Annotated in this window: 13 protein-coding genes; 7 read left to right on the forward strand and 6 right to left on the reverse strand. The window is 46.3% G+C overall.

What is annotated here, in order from left to right; genetic code table 11:
* The first annotated feature begins 18 nt into the window (after window positions 1–18).
* Window positions 19–960 (forward strand): hypothetical protein, encoded by a 942-nt coding sequence (locus tag AAHN97_RS03130; protein WP_343306100.1) that lies wholly within the window; start codon window positions 19–21, stop codon window positions 958–960.
* A gap of 48 nt (window positions 961–1,008) precedes the next feature.
* Here the strand turns inward: AAHN97_RS03130 and AAHN97_RS03135 are convergent, their stop codons facing one another.
* Both AAHN97_RS03135 and AAHN97_RS03140 read right to left on the reverse strand, forming a co-directional pair.
* Window positions 1,009–2,694, reverse strand: a complete 1,686-nt coding sequence (locus AAHN97_RS03135) for a gliding motility-associated C-terminal domain-containing protein (RefSeq protein WP_343306101.1) — start codon at window positions 2,692–2,694, stop codon at window positions 1,009–1,011.
* A gap of 168 nt (window positions 2,695–2,862) precedes the next feature.
* Window positions 2,863–3,921, reverse strand: coding sequence for an RluA family pseudouridine synthase (locus AAHN97_RS03140; protein WP_343306102.1), 1,059 nt, complete (start codon window positions 3,919–3,921; stop codon window positions 2,863–2,865).
* Window positions 3,922–3,968: 47 nt separating this feature from the next.
* Between AAHN97_RS03140 and lipB the strand changes: the two genes are divergently transcribed.
* On the forward strand, window positions 3,969–4,709 hold the full coding sequence (lipB, locus tag AAHN97_RS03145) for a lipoyl(octanoyl) transferase LipB (protein WP_343306103.1): 741 nt from the start codon (window positions 3,969–3,971) through the stop codon (window positions 4,707–4,709).
* Here lipB and AAHN97_RS03150 read toward each other — a convergent pair.
* The 4 genes from AAHN97_RS03150 to AAHN97_RS03165 are packed head-to-tail and all read right to left on the reverse strand — an operon-like array spanning window position 4,687 to window position 10,026.
* Window positions 4,687–5,391: a hypothetical protein gene (locus tag AAHN97_RS03150; protein ID WP_343306104.1), complete on the reverse strand. Its 705-nt coding sequence runs from the start codon at window positions 5,389–5,391 to the stop codon at window positions 4,687–4,689. The two genes, lipB and AAHN97_RS03150, sit on opposite strands and share 23 nt — an antisense overlap.
* A 35-nt stretch (window positions 5,392–5,426) precedes the next feature.
* Complete coding sequence (locus AAHN97_RS03155) at window positions 5,427–6,416, reverse strand: 1-aminocyclopropane-1-carboxylate deaminase/D-cysteine desulfhydrase (RefSeq protein ID WP_343306105.1); 990 nt, start codon at window positions 6,414–6,416, stop codon at window positions 5,427–5,429.
* Entirely contained in the window at window positions 6,400–8,667 is a 2,268-nt protein-coding gene (locus AAHN97_RS03160) for a family 20 glycosylhydrolase (RefSeq protein ID WP_343306106.1), read from the reverse strand. The genes AAHN97_RS03155 and AAHN97_RS03160 overlap by 17 nt, the downstream gene beginning before the upstream one ends.
* A 24-nt stretch (window positions 8,668–8,691) precedes the next feature.
* A complete protein-coding gene (locus AAHN97_RS03165) occupies window positions 8,692–10,026 on the reverse strand; it encodes an alpha-L-fucosidase (protein WP_343306107.1) in 1,335 nt (444 codons plus the stop codon).
* Window positions 10,027–10,178: 152 nt separating this feature from the next.
* On the opposite strand from AAHN97_RS03165, the gene AAHN97_RS03170 reads away from it, so the two are divergent.
* The 5 genes from AAHN97_RS03170 to ilvB all read left to right on the forward strand — a co-directional run bounded on the left by AAHN97_RS03170 (window position 10,179) and on the right by ilvB (window position 17,206).
* A complete protein-coding gene (locus tag AAHN97_RS03170; protein ID WP_343306108.1) occupies window positions 10,179–11,078 on the forward strand; it encodes a sugar phosphate nucleotidyltransferase in 900 nt (299 codons plus the stop codon).
* Window positions 11,078–12,139: a phosphotransferase enzyme family protein gene (locus AAHN97_RS03175; RefSeq protein WP_343306109.1), complete on the forward strand. Its 1,062-nt coding sequence runs from the start codon at window positions 11,078–11,080 to the stop codon at window positions 12,137–12,139. Before AAHN97_RS03170 ends, AAHN97_RS03175 begins: the two co-directional genes overlap by 1 nt.
* Before the next feature lie 543 nt (window positions 12,140–12,682).
* A complete protein-coding gene (locus AAHN97_RS03180; protein ID WP_343306110.1) occupies window positions 12,683–13,585 on the forward strand; it encodes a branched-chain amino acid transaminase in 903 nt (300 codons plus the stop codon).
* 227 nt (window positions 13,586–13,812) lie between these two features.
* On the forward strand, window positions 13,813–15,492 hold the full coding sequence (ilvD, locus tag AAHN97_RS03185) for a dihydroxy-acid dehydratase (protein WP_343306111.1): 1,680 nt from the start codon (window positions 13,813–13,815) through the stop codon (window positions 15,490–15,492).
* Window positions 15,458–17,206: a biosynthetic-type acetolactate synthase large subunit gene (gene ilvB / locus AAHN97_RS03190; protein WP_343306112.1), complete on the forward strand. Its 1,749-nt coding sequence runs from the start codon at window positions 15,458–15,460 to the stop codon at window positions 17,204–17,206. Before ilvD ends, ilvB begins: the two co-directional genes overlap by 35 nt.
* The last annotated feature ends 30 nt before the right edge of the window (window positions 17,207–17,236 follow it).

The following is a 17,236-nucleotide window of genomic DNA, read 5'->3' on the forward strand; positions in this document are numbered from 1 at the left end:
TTTCCTTAAATTTGCCGGATGCGCAAGTTTCTGCTACTGTTATTACTTTTGTTCTGTTGCACACCTTTATTTTCCCAGGATACTGCTTTTAAATACAAAGGCATGACCATTAACCTGGACGAAGTAGTGGTGAAAGCGAAACGTATAGGCTTTGACGTGGCCGGCTTCATCAAAAGGGTAGAAGAGGATACCACTTTCTACCGCGCATTCAAAAACCTCCGCCTGGTAGGCTTTACAGCAGATAACGACATTCGTGTAACAGATAAAAAAGGAGGAAAGACCATCGCTTCCCTCAAAAGCCACACCCGCCAGATCATGACCGGCAACTGCCGCAAAATGGAAGTGATAGACGAAAAGACCACCGGTAATTTCTACACCAAAAAAGGCGACTATAATTACTACACCGCAGAACTCTACGCCAATCTCTTTTTCACACACGGCACCGTTTGCGGGGAAGACGGAGGATCCAGCAAAGGAAGCTCCGGCAAAGGAAGCCTTGCCCGGCATAAGAACCAGTTGAAACAATTGATCTTTAATCCCGGGAAACCCATCACTGGCGTACCTATCGTGGGAAATAAAGTAGCCATCTTCGATAGGGACCTCATGAAGTATTATGATTTTTCCGTCACCTCGGAAGCATATACCGGCACAGATTGTTATGTATTCAGCGCCATCATGCGGAAGAACCTCAATAGTATAGACCGTGCAGAAATTGTGATCAACGAACTGATCACCTATTTTGATAAAGAAACCATGGAGATCGTAGGCCGCAAATATTCTCTCTCCTACAAAACCATGATCTTCGATTTTAATGTACGCATGAATGTACAGATGACGAAGAAAGGCGACCTCTTATTACCCGCCCTGATCACTTACGCAGGTACCTGGAATGTACCTTTCAAAAAGCGCGAAACAGCAGATTTTACAGCAAAGTTCACTGAATTCAAAAGCGAACAATAACTGCATCATAAACGAACAGATTTAGCAATTATTAGCTGATCACTTAGTTTATCGTATCAAAGTAACAGTGCCTCGTTTCTGGTAGAATTTCTGATTTAATTCATCCACATATTCAACAGTCCAAACGTAGGTGCCAACAGGCGCCATTTGCCCGTTATGCATACCCGTCCAGGCAACACCGGGATCTGAGGTGAAGAAGATGAAATCTCCCCAGCGGTTGTAGATGGCTAATTTGTATTTACCTAAGATACATCGGTACACCGGCCGGAATAGATCATTCCGCCCATCCCCATTCGGACTGAAACCCGTTGGTAAGAAAAGTGTGCAATTACATTCCTGGTAGTAGATATTCACAGAGTCTGTAGCCCTGTTACATACATTGCTGGCAACAATTGCATAAATGCCGGGTTGTGAAACCAGGAAGGTGGAAGTGGAAGTACTGTCCTGCCATTTATAATTTGTACCTGCACCACGCGGTAATAAAGTGAGTGTTTCTCCCACGCAAAGCATAGAATCTTCTCCCAGGGTTACTCTCAGGCTATCCTGGAAATCAACCCTTATCGTATCCCTTTCAATACATCTGCCTATCTGTACCGTAACATTGTAATATCCGCTACTATCCACATGATAAGTGGCCTGGTCTGATCCATCCTGCCAGAGATAATTACCCGTTCCAAAATCCGCACTCAGCACCAGGAAGTTAGGGTAACACAAGGTGGTATCATTTCCTAAACTGAAATCCCTTAAGCGGCTGTAACGTACTTCAATAGTATCCACCACATCGCAGATGCCGTTAACGGTCATGAACACAGAATACTCACCGCTCCTGCTCACATTGATCCTTGGTTGTCTTGAACCGGTATTCCAGGTATAACTCGAACCTTCTGGTTTTGTTGCATCCAGTATCACAGATTCCCCGGGGCAAAGCAATGTATCCGGGCCCAGACTGTAAGGATAAGGTAAGCCGGTGAAGTTGATGGTCACCTGGTCTGTAAAGTCACCGCAACCGGCAACAGTAGCAACCACAGAGTAGGTTCTGCTGACGCCGCTGGCTACAATAGTTGGCGTGGTTTCTCCTGTGCTCCACACATAGGTGGCGTTTTGCGCAGTGGCATCCAGTGTAAGCAATTCATCCGTACACAAAGTTCTGTCCGGCCCCAGGTCAAAATCAGGGATCGGGGAATAGAACACATTCACCGAATCTATTTCCCGGCATCCGTTGATGGCCACATGGTAGGTAGCCATTTGTGAAACAACAAAGGTATTTGTGCCGGGAACAGTATCTTCTAAATAATACCAGGTATAAGTAGCACCGGGAATATTAGGTGCCGTTAAAGTAGTGGTGCCATTCTCACAAAGTGTAAGGTCTGGCCCCAGGTCAATACCTAAACGGGCAGCAATGGTGATAGACATCGTAGTGATATCTTCCACACCTCCGCGGTATGCTTTCAATGTAATGGTATAGGTACCGGGTGTTTTATATACATACTTGGCACTGTCTATACTATTGGAAGAATCTATAGGCAAGGCTGGCGGACTCACAAAATACCACTTCACGGAATCAATGGTAGTGATGTCGTCAGTGATCCTGAATCGTACAGTATCGTTCAGGCAGGTGGTGCTATAGGTAAAATTAGTGAGTAGGGGACGGTTACCGGCTCTGGCTATATTAATAGCAAAGAAAGCCAGGAACAGAATAGTCAGGATACGGGCAAGGTTTTTCTTGGGACGCATTATGCTACTAAATTAGTAGAAAAAATGATATGTAGAATGTTTTTAATAAAATAATTAATATGAAATTAAGATGAAACGCAGGTGCATAGGCTGATTTTGGTTTGTATAGTATTTTTGAAAATTAAGCGAGACGACCTATCTAACGGAATAATCCCCTAAAAATTACACTCAATCCTCCTCCCGGCGTTTATATCTTCTCCATTTCTCTAAAACGGCCGTGAAATCGGCTGGCAGTTCGCTTTCAAACAGCATAGGTTTACGGGTTTTGGGGTGGATAAAGCCTAAAGTCTGGGCATGCAGGGCATGCCTTGGCATTACCTCAAAACAGTTGTCTATGAATTGCTTATATTTTGTGTATACGGTACCTTTAACAATGCGGTCCCCGCCATAGGTTTCATCATTGAACAAGGGGTGGCGGATATGCTGCATATGTACCCTGATCTGGTGCGTACGGCCGGTTTCCAGCTTGCAGGCAATGAGGGTCACATAGTTAAAACGTTCCAGCACTTCGTAATGGGTGATGGCTTCCTTGCCGTGTTCCCCATCCGGGAAAACATCCATGATCTTGCGGAGACGCTGATGGCGGCCCACATGTGCTTCCACCGTACCCTTATCTTCTTCAAAATCACCCCATACCAATGCCATATAACGCCTGTTAACGGTATGGTCAAAGAATTGTTTGGCCAGGTCTGTCATCGCTTTTTCTGATTTGGCAATCACCAGCAGGCCGCTGGTATTTTTATCTATCCGGTGTACCAGCCCGAAGCGGGGGATGGTTTCCACCACATTTTCTTTATCCTCGCTAAGGTAATAGGCCAGTGCATTCACCAATGTACCGTTGGGATTACCGGAACCGGGATGTACTACCATACCGGGCGGTTTATTGATCACCATTACATCTTCATCCTCATATACAATGTTCAGGGGAATATTCTCCGGGATGATCTCATTGCTTTCAGGGCTCCTGTTGGAATAAACGATGAGGCGGTCCAGGGGCCGCACTTTATAGTTGGCTTTGGTGGGTTTATCGTTCACCAGCACCATGCCTGCTTCAATAGCCTGCTGTACTTTACTGCGGGTGGCACCTTCAATGCGGTTCTGGATGAACTTGTCTATCCGTATAGGCTCCTGCCCCTTGTCTACCACAAGGTTCACCCTTTCGTATAGTTCCTCACTACCTTCCCCGTTTTCCAGTTCATCTTCCAGTACCGGCAATTGATCACTCATCAGTAAAAATTTTTGCAAAGATAGCTTATAGTTATCTTTGCAGACGAATGAAACAGCAGATAAGAGTGAACGATTTGGGTGTAATTCCCTACCAGCGCGCCTGGGACTACCAGGAACAGTTATTACAGGAAAGTGTGCAATTGAAGGCCGCCCTGCGTAATGGCACTGCTGATGCATCTGCTGCCATTGCCCACCACCTGCTGTTTTGCGAACATCCTCCTGTTTATACACTCGGCAAAAGCGGCCACCTGGAGAACCTGCTGATCAACCGCCAGCAATTGGAGGAAAAGGGGATCGAATTCGTGCAAACCAACAGGGGTGGGGATATCACCTTCCACGGTCCCGGCCAGGTAGTAGGTTACCCCATCATAGACCTGGAGCTGTTCTTCACAGATATAGGCCGGTATTTACGTTTCCTGGAAGAAGTGATTATCCGTACTATGGCAGATTACGGCCTGAAAGGAGATCGCTCAAAAGGGGAAACAGGCGTATGGCTGGACCCTGAAAACCCTGCAAAAGCCCGGAAGATCTGTGCAATGGGGGTTCGTTGCAGCCGCTGGGTAACCATGCATGGCTTTGCCATCAATGTGAATACAGACATGGATTATTTCAGCAACATTGTGGCCTGTGGTATTACTGATAAGCAGGTTACCTCCCTGGAAAAGGAACTTGGCCATGCCATTCCTTTGGAAGAAGTGAAAAGTAAGATCGCAAAATATTTTGCAGAAGTATTTGAAGCAGAACTACTTACAGCTCAGGAAGATATTACTTGTAACTCAGCGGAATAAATAAGTTCCATTTCTCCAGTAGCTTTCCATCCTCAAAGATCTCAAAGTTGAACCAGCCGGCATGCATGAAAATGGCTTTTTCCATGATCAGGAAAGGTTCCTGTACATGCGCTACTTCAAACAGGAAAACGCCTGTAGGCTCATAGAACTTAACGAGATATTTTTTCTTTAAAGCTTCCGGCAGCCTGATATTCACATTCCCGTCAGCTGTGGTATAGATGTAATTAGATGGTTTCCAGGGAATAGCATCATCTTTTCTTGTGTTCCCCTGACTGAGATTGGCAATATCAGAAGCGTTCAGTTTGGTGTCCGCATTGATGGTAGAGTCTTCAACGGCCAGCACCACTTTACTGTGCATGTAACGGTTATTAGAAAAAAGGATGAAGAGGCGATAGTAGTTTTTGCCGGGTAAAGGTTTGTTATCCATATAAGCATTACGGCTTTCACCGGGGCTGCTGGCATAACCGATCGTGGTGAAATTCAGCACGCTGTCCAGCGAACGCTGGATGCCTATCTGCACAGCATTGGGGAAACCGGAGATCCAGTCCAGTTGTATCTTCCCTGTTTTGATCAGGGCGGAAAAATCCGGTAATACAGGCGGTACGCGTTCTTGTGCTTTTGCAACAGTGATGCTACCGAATAAGATCACCATCACAATTATTCTTCTAACAGTCTGCTTCATACGTTGGCTAAAATACAAATATACGTTGTCACTCTTTAAAAGCATAGAACGTCAGGAAGTAATGAATCATTGCCCTGTAAACCACCGGAATGGATCAATAATAAACGGCTATTGGCAGGAAAATAACCCTGTTCAACCAGTTTTTTTACGGCAAATACCATTTTCCCGGTATATACCCTGTCCAGCGGAATATGGGTTTGCCGGTAAAAATCATTCATGAAATCAATCAGCTCAGGGCTGATCTTTCCGTATCCTCCTTCATGATAGTCATGCAGCAATTCCCAGGGGCCGGGGCTGATCAGCAGGCTTTCTATCTGGGCCTGTAAAGAGAAAGCACCTTTTAATGCAGAAATACCGATTACTTTCTGTACAACATGGCCGGGATCGCCGGTCACCAACTGGGCCAGGTCATGTAATACCTCTTCCACCATGTTTTCGCTGCCTTCTACGGTTGAATTGATCAGGCCGGCCAGGGTAGTGCCTGTACCTACGGAACAGATGATGTGGGTGAAATCTTTTGTGTCGGCTAAAGACAGTATTTCACTGCATCCTTTTACACCAAGGGCATTGTGACCACCTTCGGGGATTACGTAAGCATTCGGGGGAATGATGTCATCGTCAAGCTGATACGCTGCATACATATGATCATCTGCACCAACATCATCTGCATCCGTGAGCAGCTTATAATCTTCCCTGCTTACAAATACCAGCTGCATGCCCATGCTGCTGGCCTGTTCCAAGGTAGTGCTTAATACAGCGGGTCTTTCTCCGCGGATAATACCCGTGCAGCGCAAACCTTTCATTTTGCAGGCAGCAGCAGTAGCGAGGATGTGGTTGGACCATGCGCCCCCGAAAGTAACAATAGGTTTGCCGGCTGCTGCTTCCAGGTTGTATTTGAGCTTGAACCATTTATTCCCGGAAACAAGCGGATCCAGCTGGTCCAAACGCAACATGGCTGCCTGGATATGCTCCGGCAGCCATGTGGTATGAATAGGTTGTAATATGTCTTTAGTGGAAAAGTGCATTCCGCAAGTTAATACTTTGTTTGCCTTTCAGCCCAAAGCTAACCTGCAGCCGTTGATCCCCGCCGGCATCAAAGTATTTCACGCTGATCTTGTGGAAACCTTTACGAAGCGGCACCATGCCTGATTTATCGGTAGGCGCATGTTCTCCATCGTTATCCACGATCACTTCATCATCGATCAACAGTACGGAACCATCGTCAGAATTGGTTTTGAATTCATACAAACCATCCGTTTCAATTTTCACATATCCTTCATAGCGCACACCAAATGTAACTTTAGCAATGAATGGACGGATATCGAAAGCAGGTATTACACCTGTTGAATCCGCTTTCCCGCTGCCGATGTTTTTAGCCTGGTTAAAGGTTTTATAGAACGCATCAAACTTTACGCCTTTATTGGTTGGATTTACATTTAATGCCGTTTTATAATCCTTGCGCATGTAAGCTGCTGAATACACGGCGCTGGCTCTTCCGTTAGGCGTGACCACAATACATTTAACAGTAGTGGTACCATTGGATGGAGGTGTAACCACAAGTGGTTTCGTGTATAAAGGGCTGTTGGCTGTAGGTATAGTGCCATCCAGTGTATAACGGATAGTTGCGAAAGCTACGGATGGTTTTAAAGTGACCGTAGTGCTGGCACTGGTTAATACTTCATCTTCAAGGCCTCCTGGTTCAGGAATGCGGAAGTTAATACGCGCATCATCCAGCCTGGCAAGTTGTTTAGGCAACGCAGCTGTAAAGCGGGTATAGTTCTTTTTGTTTTGCGGGCTCCAGGTGATCTCTGCGAGTGCCAATGCGCGTGGATAAGTGAAATAGTCAACAGATTTTTCGTCTGGGATATATTCTGTCCATACATTTCCCTGCACCCCTTTAATGTATTTTTTCTCTTCTTCGGCCAATGCAGCAGGATATGGCTCATAGCTGTATACCTTTTCCAGTGGAAGATATCCGCCGATGGCCAGCGGTTCTGTTGCAGGATTACCCTGGTGATAATCGAGATACAGGTACGTGTTCGGCGTCATGATCACATCATGTTTCTGCTTTGCAGCTTCAATGCCACCAGCTTCGCCGCGCCAGCTCATCACCGTAGCATCCGGTGCCAGCCCGCCTTCCAGGATCTCATCCCATCCGATGATCCTTTTACCTTTGCTGTTCAGGAACTTTTCCATCCTTTGAATGAAGTAGCTCTGCAAGGCATGCTCGTCTTTCAGGCCCAGCGCTTTCATACGTGCCTGGCATTTGGGGCAGGCCTTCCATCTGTCTTTCGGGCATTCATCACCACCAATATGAATATACTGGCTGGGGAATAATGGGATCACTTCCGTGAGCACATCTTCCAGGAAAGAGAATACTTCATCATTTCCTGCGCAATATACTTCTTTATGAACACCCCATTTAGTAACCACTTCGTATGGGCCACCTGTACAACCCAGTTGTGGATAGGCTGCCAGTGCGGCTTGTGCGTGACCCGGCATTTCAATTTCAGGTATCACCGTAATAAATCTGTCTGCCGCATATTTAACCACTCTTTTGATCTCCTCCTGTGTATAATAACCGCCATAAGGTTTCCCGTCAAACTTATTATCCCCATAAGGCCCTTCCATTGTTTCCTTTCTTTTGGAAGCAACAGACTGCAGCTTTGGATATTTTTTGATCTCAATACGCCAGCCCTGATCTTCCGTTAAATGCCAGTGAAAGCGGTTCAGTTTATAATAAGCCATAATGTCGAGGAACTTCTCTATGTAACCAACGGAGAAGAAATGACGCCCCACATCCAGCATCAGCCCACGATAGGCAAAACGCGGCTCATCCTTTATGAGCACACCGGGAACGGGGATCTTGTTCTTTGTAACCTGGCCGCTGAAAGGCAGCATCTGTTGTAATGTTTGTACACCATAGAACAAACCCGCCGCACGGCCCTGCAGCACAATTTTATTTCTGGCTACGGTGAGCTGATAACCTTCAGCAGATAAAGCATCATCCTCAGAAAATACCAGCGTACTGTTTTGCATGGTACCTTTTTCCATTACAAAGCCATAGTTGGAAGAAACAAACAACACAAACAGTTCCGCTGCTTTTTCTGCTGCGGCACCATTGGAGAAGTATTTCATTTGTGGAGTGATCGTTACCGGGCTGCCCAGCATTTCTACGGACTTAGGTTCCGGGATAATCGACAAGGCTTGCTTTTCCTGCGCCATGCCTGTTAAGCAGGCCAGCGCCATAAAAGCTGATAGGAGCGTTTTTTTCATATTAGTTGAGTTGCTTGTGTTCATTTATCCATTCAATCCGCCTTTGCCGCGATATAACTTCACGGGCTTATCCAGCTTCAGTTCCAGCACGGTCATGTATGTATCCTGTACGGAAGATGGCACATCAATATAGATCAATCCCGGCACCGGGCTCCAGGAAATTTTCCCCACGATCTTATGGCTGAGCTTAGTGCCATTGCCAACAACGGTGATATCCTGTATCTTATTATCCAATCCTTTCACCATGATCTGCCCGTTTACTTTACCCGGCAGGAAAAGATAGAGTGTGCTGGAATCTTTTGATAAAGTAGTAGGACCATAGAAGTGACCTTGTGGAATACCCCCTATGGTGTTAAAGATGGCTTTGTCGTGTTTCTTATTCCATTTCCCTAATTCCTTTAATACATGCACCTGCTCGGGAGGAATGGTGCCATCTGCTTTCGGCCCGATGTCCAGCAGCATATTGCCGCCATTACTGATGGCATCTGCAAAGATGGTGATCACTTCATAAGGCGTTTTCCAGTTGGTATCCTGTGGCTGGTATCCCCAGTTATTGTTAATGGTCATGCATAATTCCCACCAATGAAATTGCGGCCTTACCACCGGGAAGTTCTGTTCCGGTGTATCATAATCGCCATATCCCTGGAGGCGGCCATTGATAATGGTTGCAGGATTATGTGTGGTGAGCATGTTGCGGACCTTTACGGATTCCCATTCTTCCGCACTGCGTTCCCAGTCTCCATCAAACCACCAGAGGTCAGGGTTGAACTGTGTCATCACCTCTGCCATCTGGCCCTGGTAGAACTTTTGAAACCGCTCCCAGCGTTTGGGATCATCACTGATCTTATAACGGCTGCTGTCTTTCAGGAAACCCGGATAATCAGGTGAACTCCAGTCCAGCAGTGAGAAGTAAGCTCCTGCTTTGATATTGTTCTTGCGTAATGCGGCAAAGAAGGGTGTGAGCACATCTCTTTTGGCAGGTGTGCTTTTAGCTGTACTGAGTTTATTCAGTTTAGTATCCCATAAAGCAACACCATCGTGGTGTTTGGTGGTGATCACAGCATAACGGGCACCGGATTCCTTCACCAGGTCTGCCCAGGCCTGCGGATCGTATTTGTCTGCCGTAAAGCCTTTCAGCTGTGCCATGTAATCAGGATAGGCGATCTTTTTGTTATAAAAGCTCCAGCTTTCATCAATCCCTTTCACTGAATAAATGCCCCAATGAATAAAAATCCCCAGTTTGGCATCTGCAAACCATTGCATTTTGGGGCTGATCTCTTGGGGGTTAGTCTTTTGTTGTGCATGTGTTGGCTGCATGAAATGCAGTACCATGGCTCCCGCCACTACTAATCTTTTCATCTGCGTTTAATTTGTAATAAAATAATGTTCACTGCAGGCGATAACGTCAGATCGCAACTATAACAAAAAAATAAAGAGTTGGGGAAAAATTTAATCACTAAATTTAGCCCCCGATATTAATTCGTTCGAAATTTATAAACTAATATCAACAAATGCAACCGACATTATTGATTCTCGCGGCAGGCATGGCCAGCCGTTACGGAAGTTTAAAACAGATCCAACAGTTTGGCCCCAGTGGAGAAACTATCATTGATTATTCTATCTACGACGCTATCCGCGCGGGTTTTGGCAAGATCGTGTTTATTATACGCGACAACTTTGCAGAAGAGTTTAAAGAGATCTTTGAACCCAAACTGAAAGGCAGAGTAGAAACTGCATATGTATTCCAGGACATGAATGCTTTCGTGAACGGACATACTGTTCCGGCAGACCGCACAAAACCCTGGGGTACCGCACATGCCGTACTTTGCGCGAAAGACGCTATCAACGAGCCTTTTGCCGTAATCAACGCAGACGACTTCTATGGCCGTGACGCCTTCGAAAAGATGGCTGAATTCCTGAAAGGAGAATGCGCAGCAGACAGGTACAGCGTAGTAGGTTACGAACTGGGTAAAACCATTAGTGAATACGGTTCTGTATCCCGCGGTGTTTGCGAAGCAAACGGCGATGGCAACCTGGCTGGTATCACTGAAAGGACCAAGATCTACGTAGATAACGGTAAGATCGTATACGAAGAAGGGGATAAGAAAGTGGAACTGGGCCCTAAAACCCCTGTATCCATGAACTTCTGGGGCTTTGCACCATCCGTGTTCCCTGTAAGCGAAAAACTGTTCGATCAGTTCCTTGACCAGAAGATCACAGATCCTAAATCTGAATTCTTTATTCCTATTGTGGTAGATCAGTTCATTGCCAGCGGCACGGGTTCTGTTAAAGTGATCCCAACCAGCTCACAATGGTTTGGCGTTACTTACAAAGAAGATGCTCCCGGTGTTCAGGCAAGCCTGTCCGCATTAGTAAATAAAGGGGAATACCCGGATAATCTCTGGAAATAATGGTGAATGCTGAAATTGTCAGTGCATTTGGATTGAATGCGGCCGATTACGAAATAAAGAAATTTGGAAGCGGCCATATTAACAATACCTTCCTTTTAAGCGGACAACAGGATCAGAAGTACATCCTTCAAAGGATCAATACCTATGTTTTTAAAGAACCGGGTATAATAGCCCGTAATCTCAGGCTGGCTGCTGATTTCCTGGCAGAACACCATCCGGATTACCTGTTTATTACACCTATTCCCACGGTAACGGGGGAGGAGATGTTCTTTTTTAACGAGGAATATTGGCGGATGATCCCTTTCATTCCCAACTCAACCTCTGTAGATCAGGCAGATACGCCAAAACAAGCGTACGAAGCTGCCCGCGAGTTTGGGAAAATGGCCCGGCTCCTGCATGGTATAGACCTGCATGAGTTCAAAGCCTCCATTCCTAACTTCCACAATCTCACTTTGCGTTATTCCGCCTTCCAGGAGGCTATCCGCACAGCCAAAGAAGAACGGAAGAACTTTGCGGAAGAACTGATAGAGCAATGCCTGCGCTATTCAGACATCGCCATTACCTTCGAATCCCTTAAAACGGATCCCGAATTCGGCGACCGCCTGATGCATCACGATACCAAGATCAACAACGTACTGCTCAATAAGGACACCTTTGAAGGCATCTGCGTGTGCGACCTGGATACCCTGATGCCCGGCAAGATCATCTCAGACCTGGGAGATATGGTGCGTACCTACGTAAGCCCCGTTTCCGAAGAAGAACGTGATTTCAGCCAGATCAGCATCCGGGAGGACTATTACGAAGCATTGATGAAAGGATATCTCTCTGAAGTGGGCAGCACCCTGTCCCGGACGGAAAAAGACCATCTTTTCTATGCCGGTAAGTTCATGATCTATATGCAGGGCATCCGCTTCCTTACAGACTACCTGAATGGCGATGTATATTATCCCATTAAATACCCGGAACACAATTATAACCGGGCTAAAAACCAGTTAGTACTGCTGGAGAAGCTGTTAGAGAAAGAAACGAAACTACAGGCAGTAATTGATAGCTGCCTGTAACAAAATAATAAGGGCTGCCTCCAAAAGGCGGCCCTTTTTTATGCTTATCCTTGCTTCATCCTTGCTTCAAAGTAGCTTAAACCCGCTCCGGGAGGCAACATGAAGCAAGGATGAAGCAAGGATGAAGCTACCATGGCCCATCTCCGGAAATTAATCCGGGGCTTTTGACAGGAACCACAGGAACTCAGATATTCTTAGATTTTATTCAATCTGGGGAGTCATTATTTCGATATTTTTAAAAATCGCCCCTGTGTTTAATATTTGACAAAATATTGGCCCTTGTATTGTTTTTTATTCCAATCACCAATACATTTGTACTGATCAACAAAAAATTGATTAGACCTCCATGTGGTTAAATAAAAACAATAACAAGATCGGTAACATAATACCTCAGTTGAACTGGGCTATTACGCTAGTCGTGATCGTCGTTGTCATTATCAGCCACCAAACCGGAGGATAGATTAGCGTGTATTAAACTAACTGAAAATAGAACGCCTTCCTCCACACAGGAAGGCTTTTTTTATGTGTGCAAATTCCAATAATATGTATAGCTATTACAACGAAAACACGATTCTCTACTTTGACGGGGCTTATACCAAAGCCGCCGAAGCCAAAATCGACCTCTATGGTCAATCGCTCCACTATGGATACGCAGTGTTTGAAGGCATCCGTGCTTACAAAACAGAAAGCGGTGAGGTGAAGATCTTTAAAGCCAAGGAACACTTCGACAGGTTCAAGCGTTCCTGCGAACTGATCCACATCCCCTACAAATACAACAACGATGAATTGATCGCTGCTTGCTATAAGGTATTGGAATTGAATAATATGCAAGAGGCGTACATCCGTCCGCTGGTATTCTGCCCTCCTAATATGACCCTCAAAGCTGCATCGGAAACACATCTGCTGATCTGTGCATGGGAATGGGGTGCTTACCTGGGTGAGAAGCTGCTGCGTGTAATGGTTTCTTCTTATCAGCGTCCTAATCCGAAAGCCTTTAAGATAGAATCCAAAGCGGCGGGTATGTATATAAACTCCATACTTGCTTCGCAGGAAGCTAAGGAAAAAGGATATGAAGAAGCGCTGCTGCTGGATATCGACGGTTTTGTCGCTGAAGGCCCCGGCGCTAATCTTTTTTATGAAAAAGATGGTAAGATCTATACCCCGCAAAAAGGCAACATCCTCCCTGGTATTACCCGCGCTACGGTGATTGAGATCTGCGGAGAGCTGGGTATTCCAGTGATTGAGAAACAAATTACCGTGGAAGAGCTCAAGCAGGCAGAGGCAGTCTTCTATTGCGGTACTGCTGCTGAGGTGATCGGATGGGATTCACTGGACGGTCAGGGCTTCAGCAAACCATGGGCAGAATCTTTGGGTAAGGTCATTCAACAGGCCTACAAAGCAAAAGTCCTCGAAAAAGAATTCAAACGCGAAGCTATTCCAGCTTAGTGTACCGATAGCAGGGTGGTGGGCCAGGCTATCTGCGGGGCCGCCACCCTCTTTTTTACCTTTGAATGGCGTAACCGCTAAACCCCCTAACCCACTACCATAGCGAATTTTGGCCTTTGAGGCCTCCTTTTGAAGACCGGGAACCGGCAAATTATAGGTTTGGAACATGAGGCGCTCCCGGGATACTTTTACCAATATTTCGAAATTAGGCTAACTGACTTAATCATATGGAGTTAAATAGATACAGCAAAACGATTACACAGGATCCAACACAGCCGGCGGCACAAGCTATGTTGTACGGAATTGGATTAACAGAAGACGATCTGAAAAAAGCACAGGTAGGGGTAGTGAGCATGGGTTATGATGGTAACACCTGCAATATGCACCTGAACGACCTGGCGAAAGAAGTGAAAAGAGGCGTCTGGGCAAATGACCTGGTAGGCCTTATCTTCAATACCATCGGCGTAAGTGACGGTATCAGCAATGGTACGGATGGTATGCGTTATTCCCTGGTTAGTCGTGATCTGATTGCTGACTCCATTGAAACAGTTTGCGGTGCACAGTATTATGATGCCCTGATCACTGTTCCGGGCTGTGATAAAAACATGCCGGGCTCCCTGATGGCTATGGGCCGTTTGAACCGCCCCGCTATTATGGTATACGGTGGAACCATTGCTCCGGGTAAATACAAGGGGCAGGACCTCAATATCATCTCTGCATTTGAAGCCCTGGGCCAAAAAATAGCAGGCAACCTGGATGAGGGCGACTTCAAACAGATTGTACAGCATTCCTGCCCGGGTGCAGGTGCATGTGGTGGTATGTATACTGCCAATACCATGAGCTCTGCAATTGAGGCGCTGGGAATGAGCTTACCTTACAGTTCATCTAACCCTGCACTCAGCAAAGAAAAACAGGAAGAATGTTTTGAAGCAGGCCAGTACATCCGCCTGCTGCTCGAAAAAGATATTAAGCCAAGGGATATCATGACGCGTGAAGCATTTGAAAATGCCATCACCCTGATCATGGCACTTGGCGGCAGCACCAATGCTGTATTGCATTTTATCGCTATCGCAAAATCTGTGGATATCAATATCACTGCAGACGATTTTCAGCGTATCAGCGATAAAACGCCACTGCTGGCTGATCTGAAGCCAAGTGGTAAATACCTCATGGAAGATCTGCACAACATTGGCGGTGTTCCCTTAGTCATGAAATACCTCCTGAAAAAAGGTATGCTGCATGGTAATTGTTTAACCGTAACCGGTAAAACAATTGCAGAGAACCTCGAAAATGTTCCTGACATCGACTTTACAACACAGAATATTATAGTTCCGCTGGAACAACCATTGAAAGAAACCGGTCACATCCAGATCCTTTACGGAAACCTGGCTGAAAAAGGTTCCGTAGCCAAGATCACCGGTAAAGAAGGTGAGCGTTTTGTTGGCCCTGCCCGTGTTTTTGACGGCGAATTTGAATTGATCGCAGGTATAAGTTCCGGTAAAGTAAAATCAGGTGATGTGGTAGTGATCCGTTATGTGGGTCCTAAAGGCGGACCGGGCATGCCGGAAATGCTGAAACCTACTTCCGCCATCATGGGTGCCGGTTTAGGAAAGAACGTAGCCCTCATTACAGATGGCAGGTTCTCCGGTGGCACGCATGGTTTCGTCGTCGGACACATTGTGCCGGAGGCTTACGAAGGCGGTACCATTGCCCTGGTGAAAGATGATGATATTATTGAACTGGATGCAGTCAACAACATTATCAAAGTTAACCTTACTCCTGAAGAGTTGGCAACCCGCAAAGCCGCATGGAAACAACCGGCATTGAAGGCAACGAAAGGAATATTATTCAAGTACGCTAAACATGTTAAAAATGCAACAGAAGGATGTGTTACCGATGAAGACTAATGAGTCTGACAAGCGGGCCGCCGCTGCCAACATAATTACGGGGGCCGAAGCTGTGATCAGGTCACTGATCGCAGAAGGTGTTAAAACCATTTTCGGTTATCCCGGTGGCGCTATCATGCCCATTTACGATGCCCTGTATGATTTCCAGGATAAAGTCCATCATATACTCGTTCGTCATGAACAAGGCGCTACACATGCCGCTCAGGGTTTTGCCCGTGCAAACGGAGAAGTAGGTGTGGTATTTGCCACCTCTGGTCCCGGTGCCACCAACCTGGTGACCGGCCTCGCTGATGCCTATATGGATTCAACTCCCATGGTATGCATCACTGGCCAGGTAGCAGCAGCATTGCTCGGTACAGATGCTTTCCAGGAAACAGATGTGATTGGTATCACCACGCCCATCACCAAATGGAACATCCAGGTGACCAGGCCGGAAGATATTCCCGGTGCTATTGCCAAAGCATTCTATATTGCCAGGAGCGGCCGCCCAGGCCCTGTACTGGTAGATATCACCAAAAATGCACAGGTAAACAAACTGGACTTTCAATACAAAGCCTGCGAATATATCCGTAGCTACCGCCCGGTTCCCGAACTGAAGATAGAAGATGTAAAAGCGGCTGCTGAGCTGATCAACAGTGCTAAAAAACCTTATATCCTTTGCGGTCATGGGGTATTGCTCTCCAGCGCAGAAAAGTTACTGATCGAACTGGCAGAAAAAGCACAGATCCCTGTAGCTTCCACACTGCTGGGCCTTTCCGCTGTGCCGGTAGATCATCCTTGTTATGTTGGTTTCCTGGGTATGCATGGTAACTATGCACCCAATATCAACACCAATGAATGTGATGTACTGATCGCAATAGGTATGCGTTTCGATGATCGTATCACAGGAGATGTAAATACCTATGCACGCCAGGCAAAAGTATTACACATAGAAATTGATAAAGCAGAGATCAACAAGATCATCAAAGCGGACGTAGCCGTGCATGCAGATGCCAAACAGGCGCTGGAAGCATTGCTGCCGCTGATCAAACCTGCTGAACATAAAGAGTGGATGCAATCTTTCAAAGACCTGGATAAACAGGAATACGAAAAAGTGCAGCAGAGAGAACTGCATCCAACAGAAGGTATGCTGAAGATGGCAGAAGTGATCCGCATCATTTCCGAACAAACAAACGGAAAAGCTATCCTCGTAACAGACGTAGGGCAGCACCAGATGATCGCTTCCCGTTATTACCGCTTTAAAGATCCCAATACCAATATCACCAGCGGTGGTATGGGTACTATGGGTTTCTCGCTGCCTGCAGCCATGGGCGCCAAGGTAGGTGCTCCTGAAAAAGAAGTGGTAGCCATCATCGGAGACGGTTGCTTCCAGATGACCTTACAGGAACTGGGTACTATTTATCAATCACAGATAGGCGTGAAGATCGTGATCCTGAACAATAATTTCCTGGGCATGGTACGCCAGTGGCAGCAGTTGTTCTTCGACAGGAGATACTCCTCTACAGAAATGACGAACCCGGATTTCGTACAGATCGCCAAAGGATTTTTCATTCCGGGCCGCAAGGTCAGCGAACGCACGGAGATTGAAGCAGCAGTAAAAGAAATGCTGGACACGCCGGGGGCTTACCTCCTGGAATGTGTGGTGGAGCAGGAAGACAATGTATTCCCAATGGTTCCAGCAGGGGCACCAATTTCAGCCATCCGTCTCGAGTAGTAGCGTAGTATTTCACATTTTAGAAAAGAC

Origin of the sequence: Chitinophaga niabensis, from assembly GCF_039545795.1 — a bacterium.
GTDB lineage: Bacteria > Bacteroidota > Bacteroidia > Chitinophagales > Chitinophagaceae > Chitinophaga > Chitinophaga niabensis_B.

Bases quoted from the DNA above. Each gene is read 5' to 3' on its own strand.
- AAHN97_RS03130 (WP_343306100.1), top strand. From the start codon at position 19: ATGCGCAAGTTTCTGCTACTGTTATTACTTTTGTTCTGTTGCACACCT.
- AAHN97_RS03135 (WP_343306101.1), bottom strand. From the start codon at position 2,694: ATGCGTCCCAAGAAAAACCTTGCCCGTATCCTGACTATTCTGTTCCTG.
- AAHN97_RS03140 (WP_343306102.1), bottom strand. From the start codon at position 3,921: ATGAGTGATCAATTGCCGGTACTGGAAGATGAACTGGAAAACGGGGAA.
- lipB (WP_343306103.1), top strand. From the start codon at position 3,969: ATGAAACAGCAGATAAGAGTGAACGATTTGGGTGTAATTCCCTACCAG.
- AAHN97_RS03150 (WP_343306104.1), bottom strand. From the start codon at position 5,391: ATGAAGCAGACTGTTAGAAGAATAATTGTGATGGTGATCTTATTCGGT.
- AAHN97_RS03155 (WP_343306105.1), bottom strand. From the start codon at position 6,416: ATGCACTTTTCCACTAAAGACATATTACAACCTATTCATACCACATGG.
- AAHN97_RS03160 (WP_343306106.1), bottom strand. From the start codon at position 8,667: ATGAAAAAAACGCTCCTATCAGCTTTTATGGCGCTGGCCTGCTTAACA.
- AAHN97_RS03165 (WP_343306107.1), bottom strand. From the start codon at position 10,026: ATGAAAAGATTAGTAGTGGCGGGAGCCATGGTACTGCATTTCATGCAG.
- AAHN97_RS03170 (WP_343306108.1), top strand. From the start codon at position 10,179: ATGCAACCGACATTATTGATTCTCGCGGCAGGCATGGCCAGCCGTTAC.
- AAHN97_RS03175 (WP_343306109.1), top strand. From the start codon at position 11,078: ATGGTGAATGCTGAAATTGTCAGTGCATTTGGATTGAATGCGGCCGAT.
- AAHN97_RS03180 (WP_343306110.1), top strand. From the start codon at position 12,683: ATGTATAGCTATTACAACGAAAACACGATTCTCTACTTTGACGGGGCT.
- ilvD (WP_343306111.1), top strand. From the start codon at position 13,813: ATGGAGTTAAATAGATACAGCAAAACGATTACACAGGATCCAACACAG.
- ilvB (WP_343306112.1), top strand. From the start codon at position 15,458: ATGCAACAGAAGGATGTGTTACCGATGAAGACTAATGAGTCTGACAAG.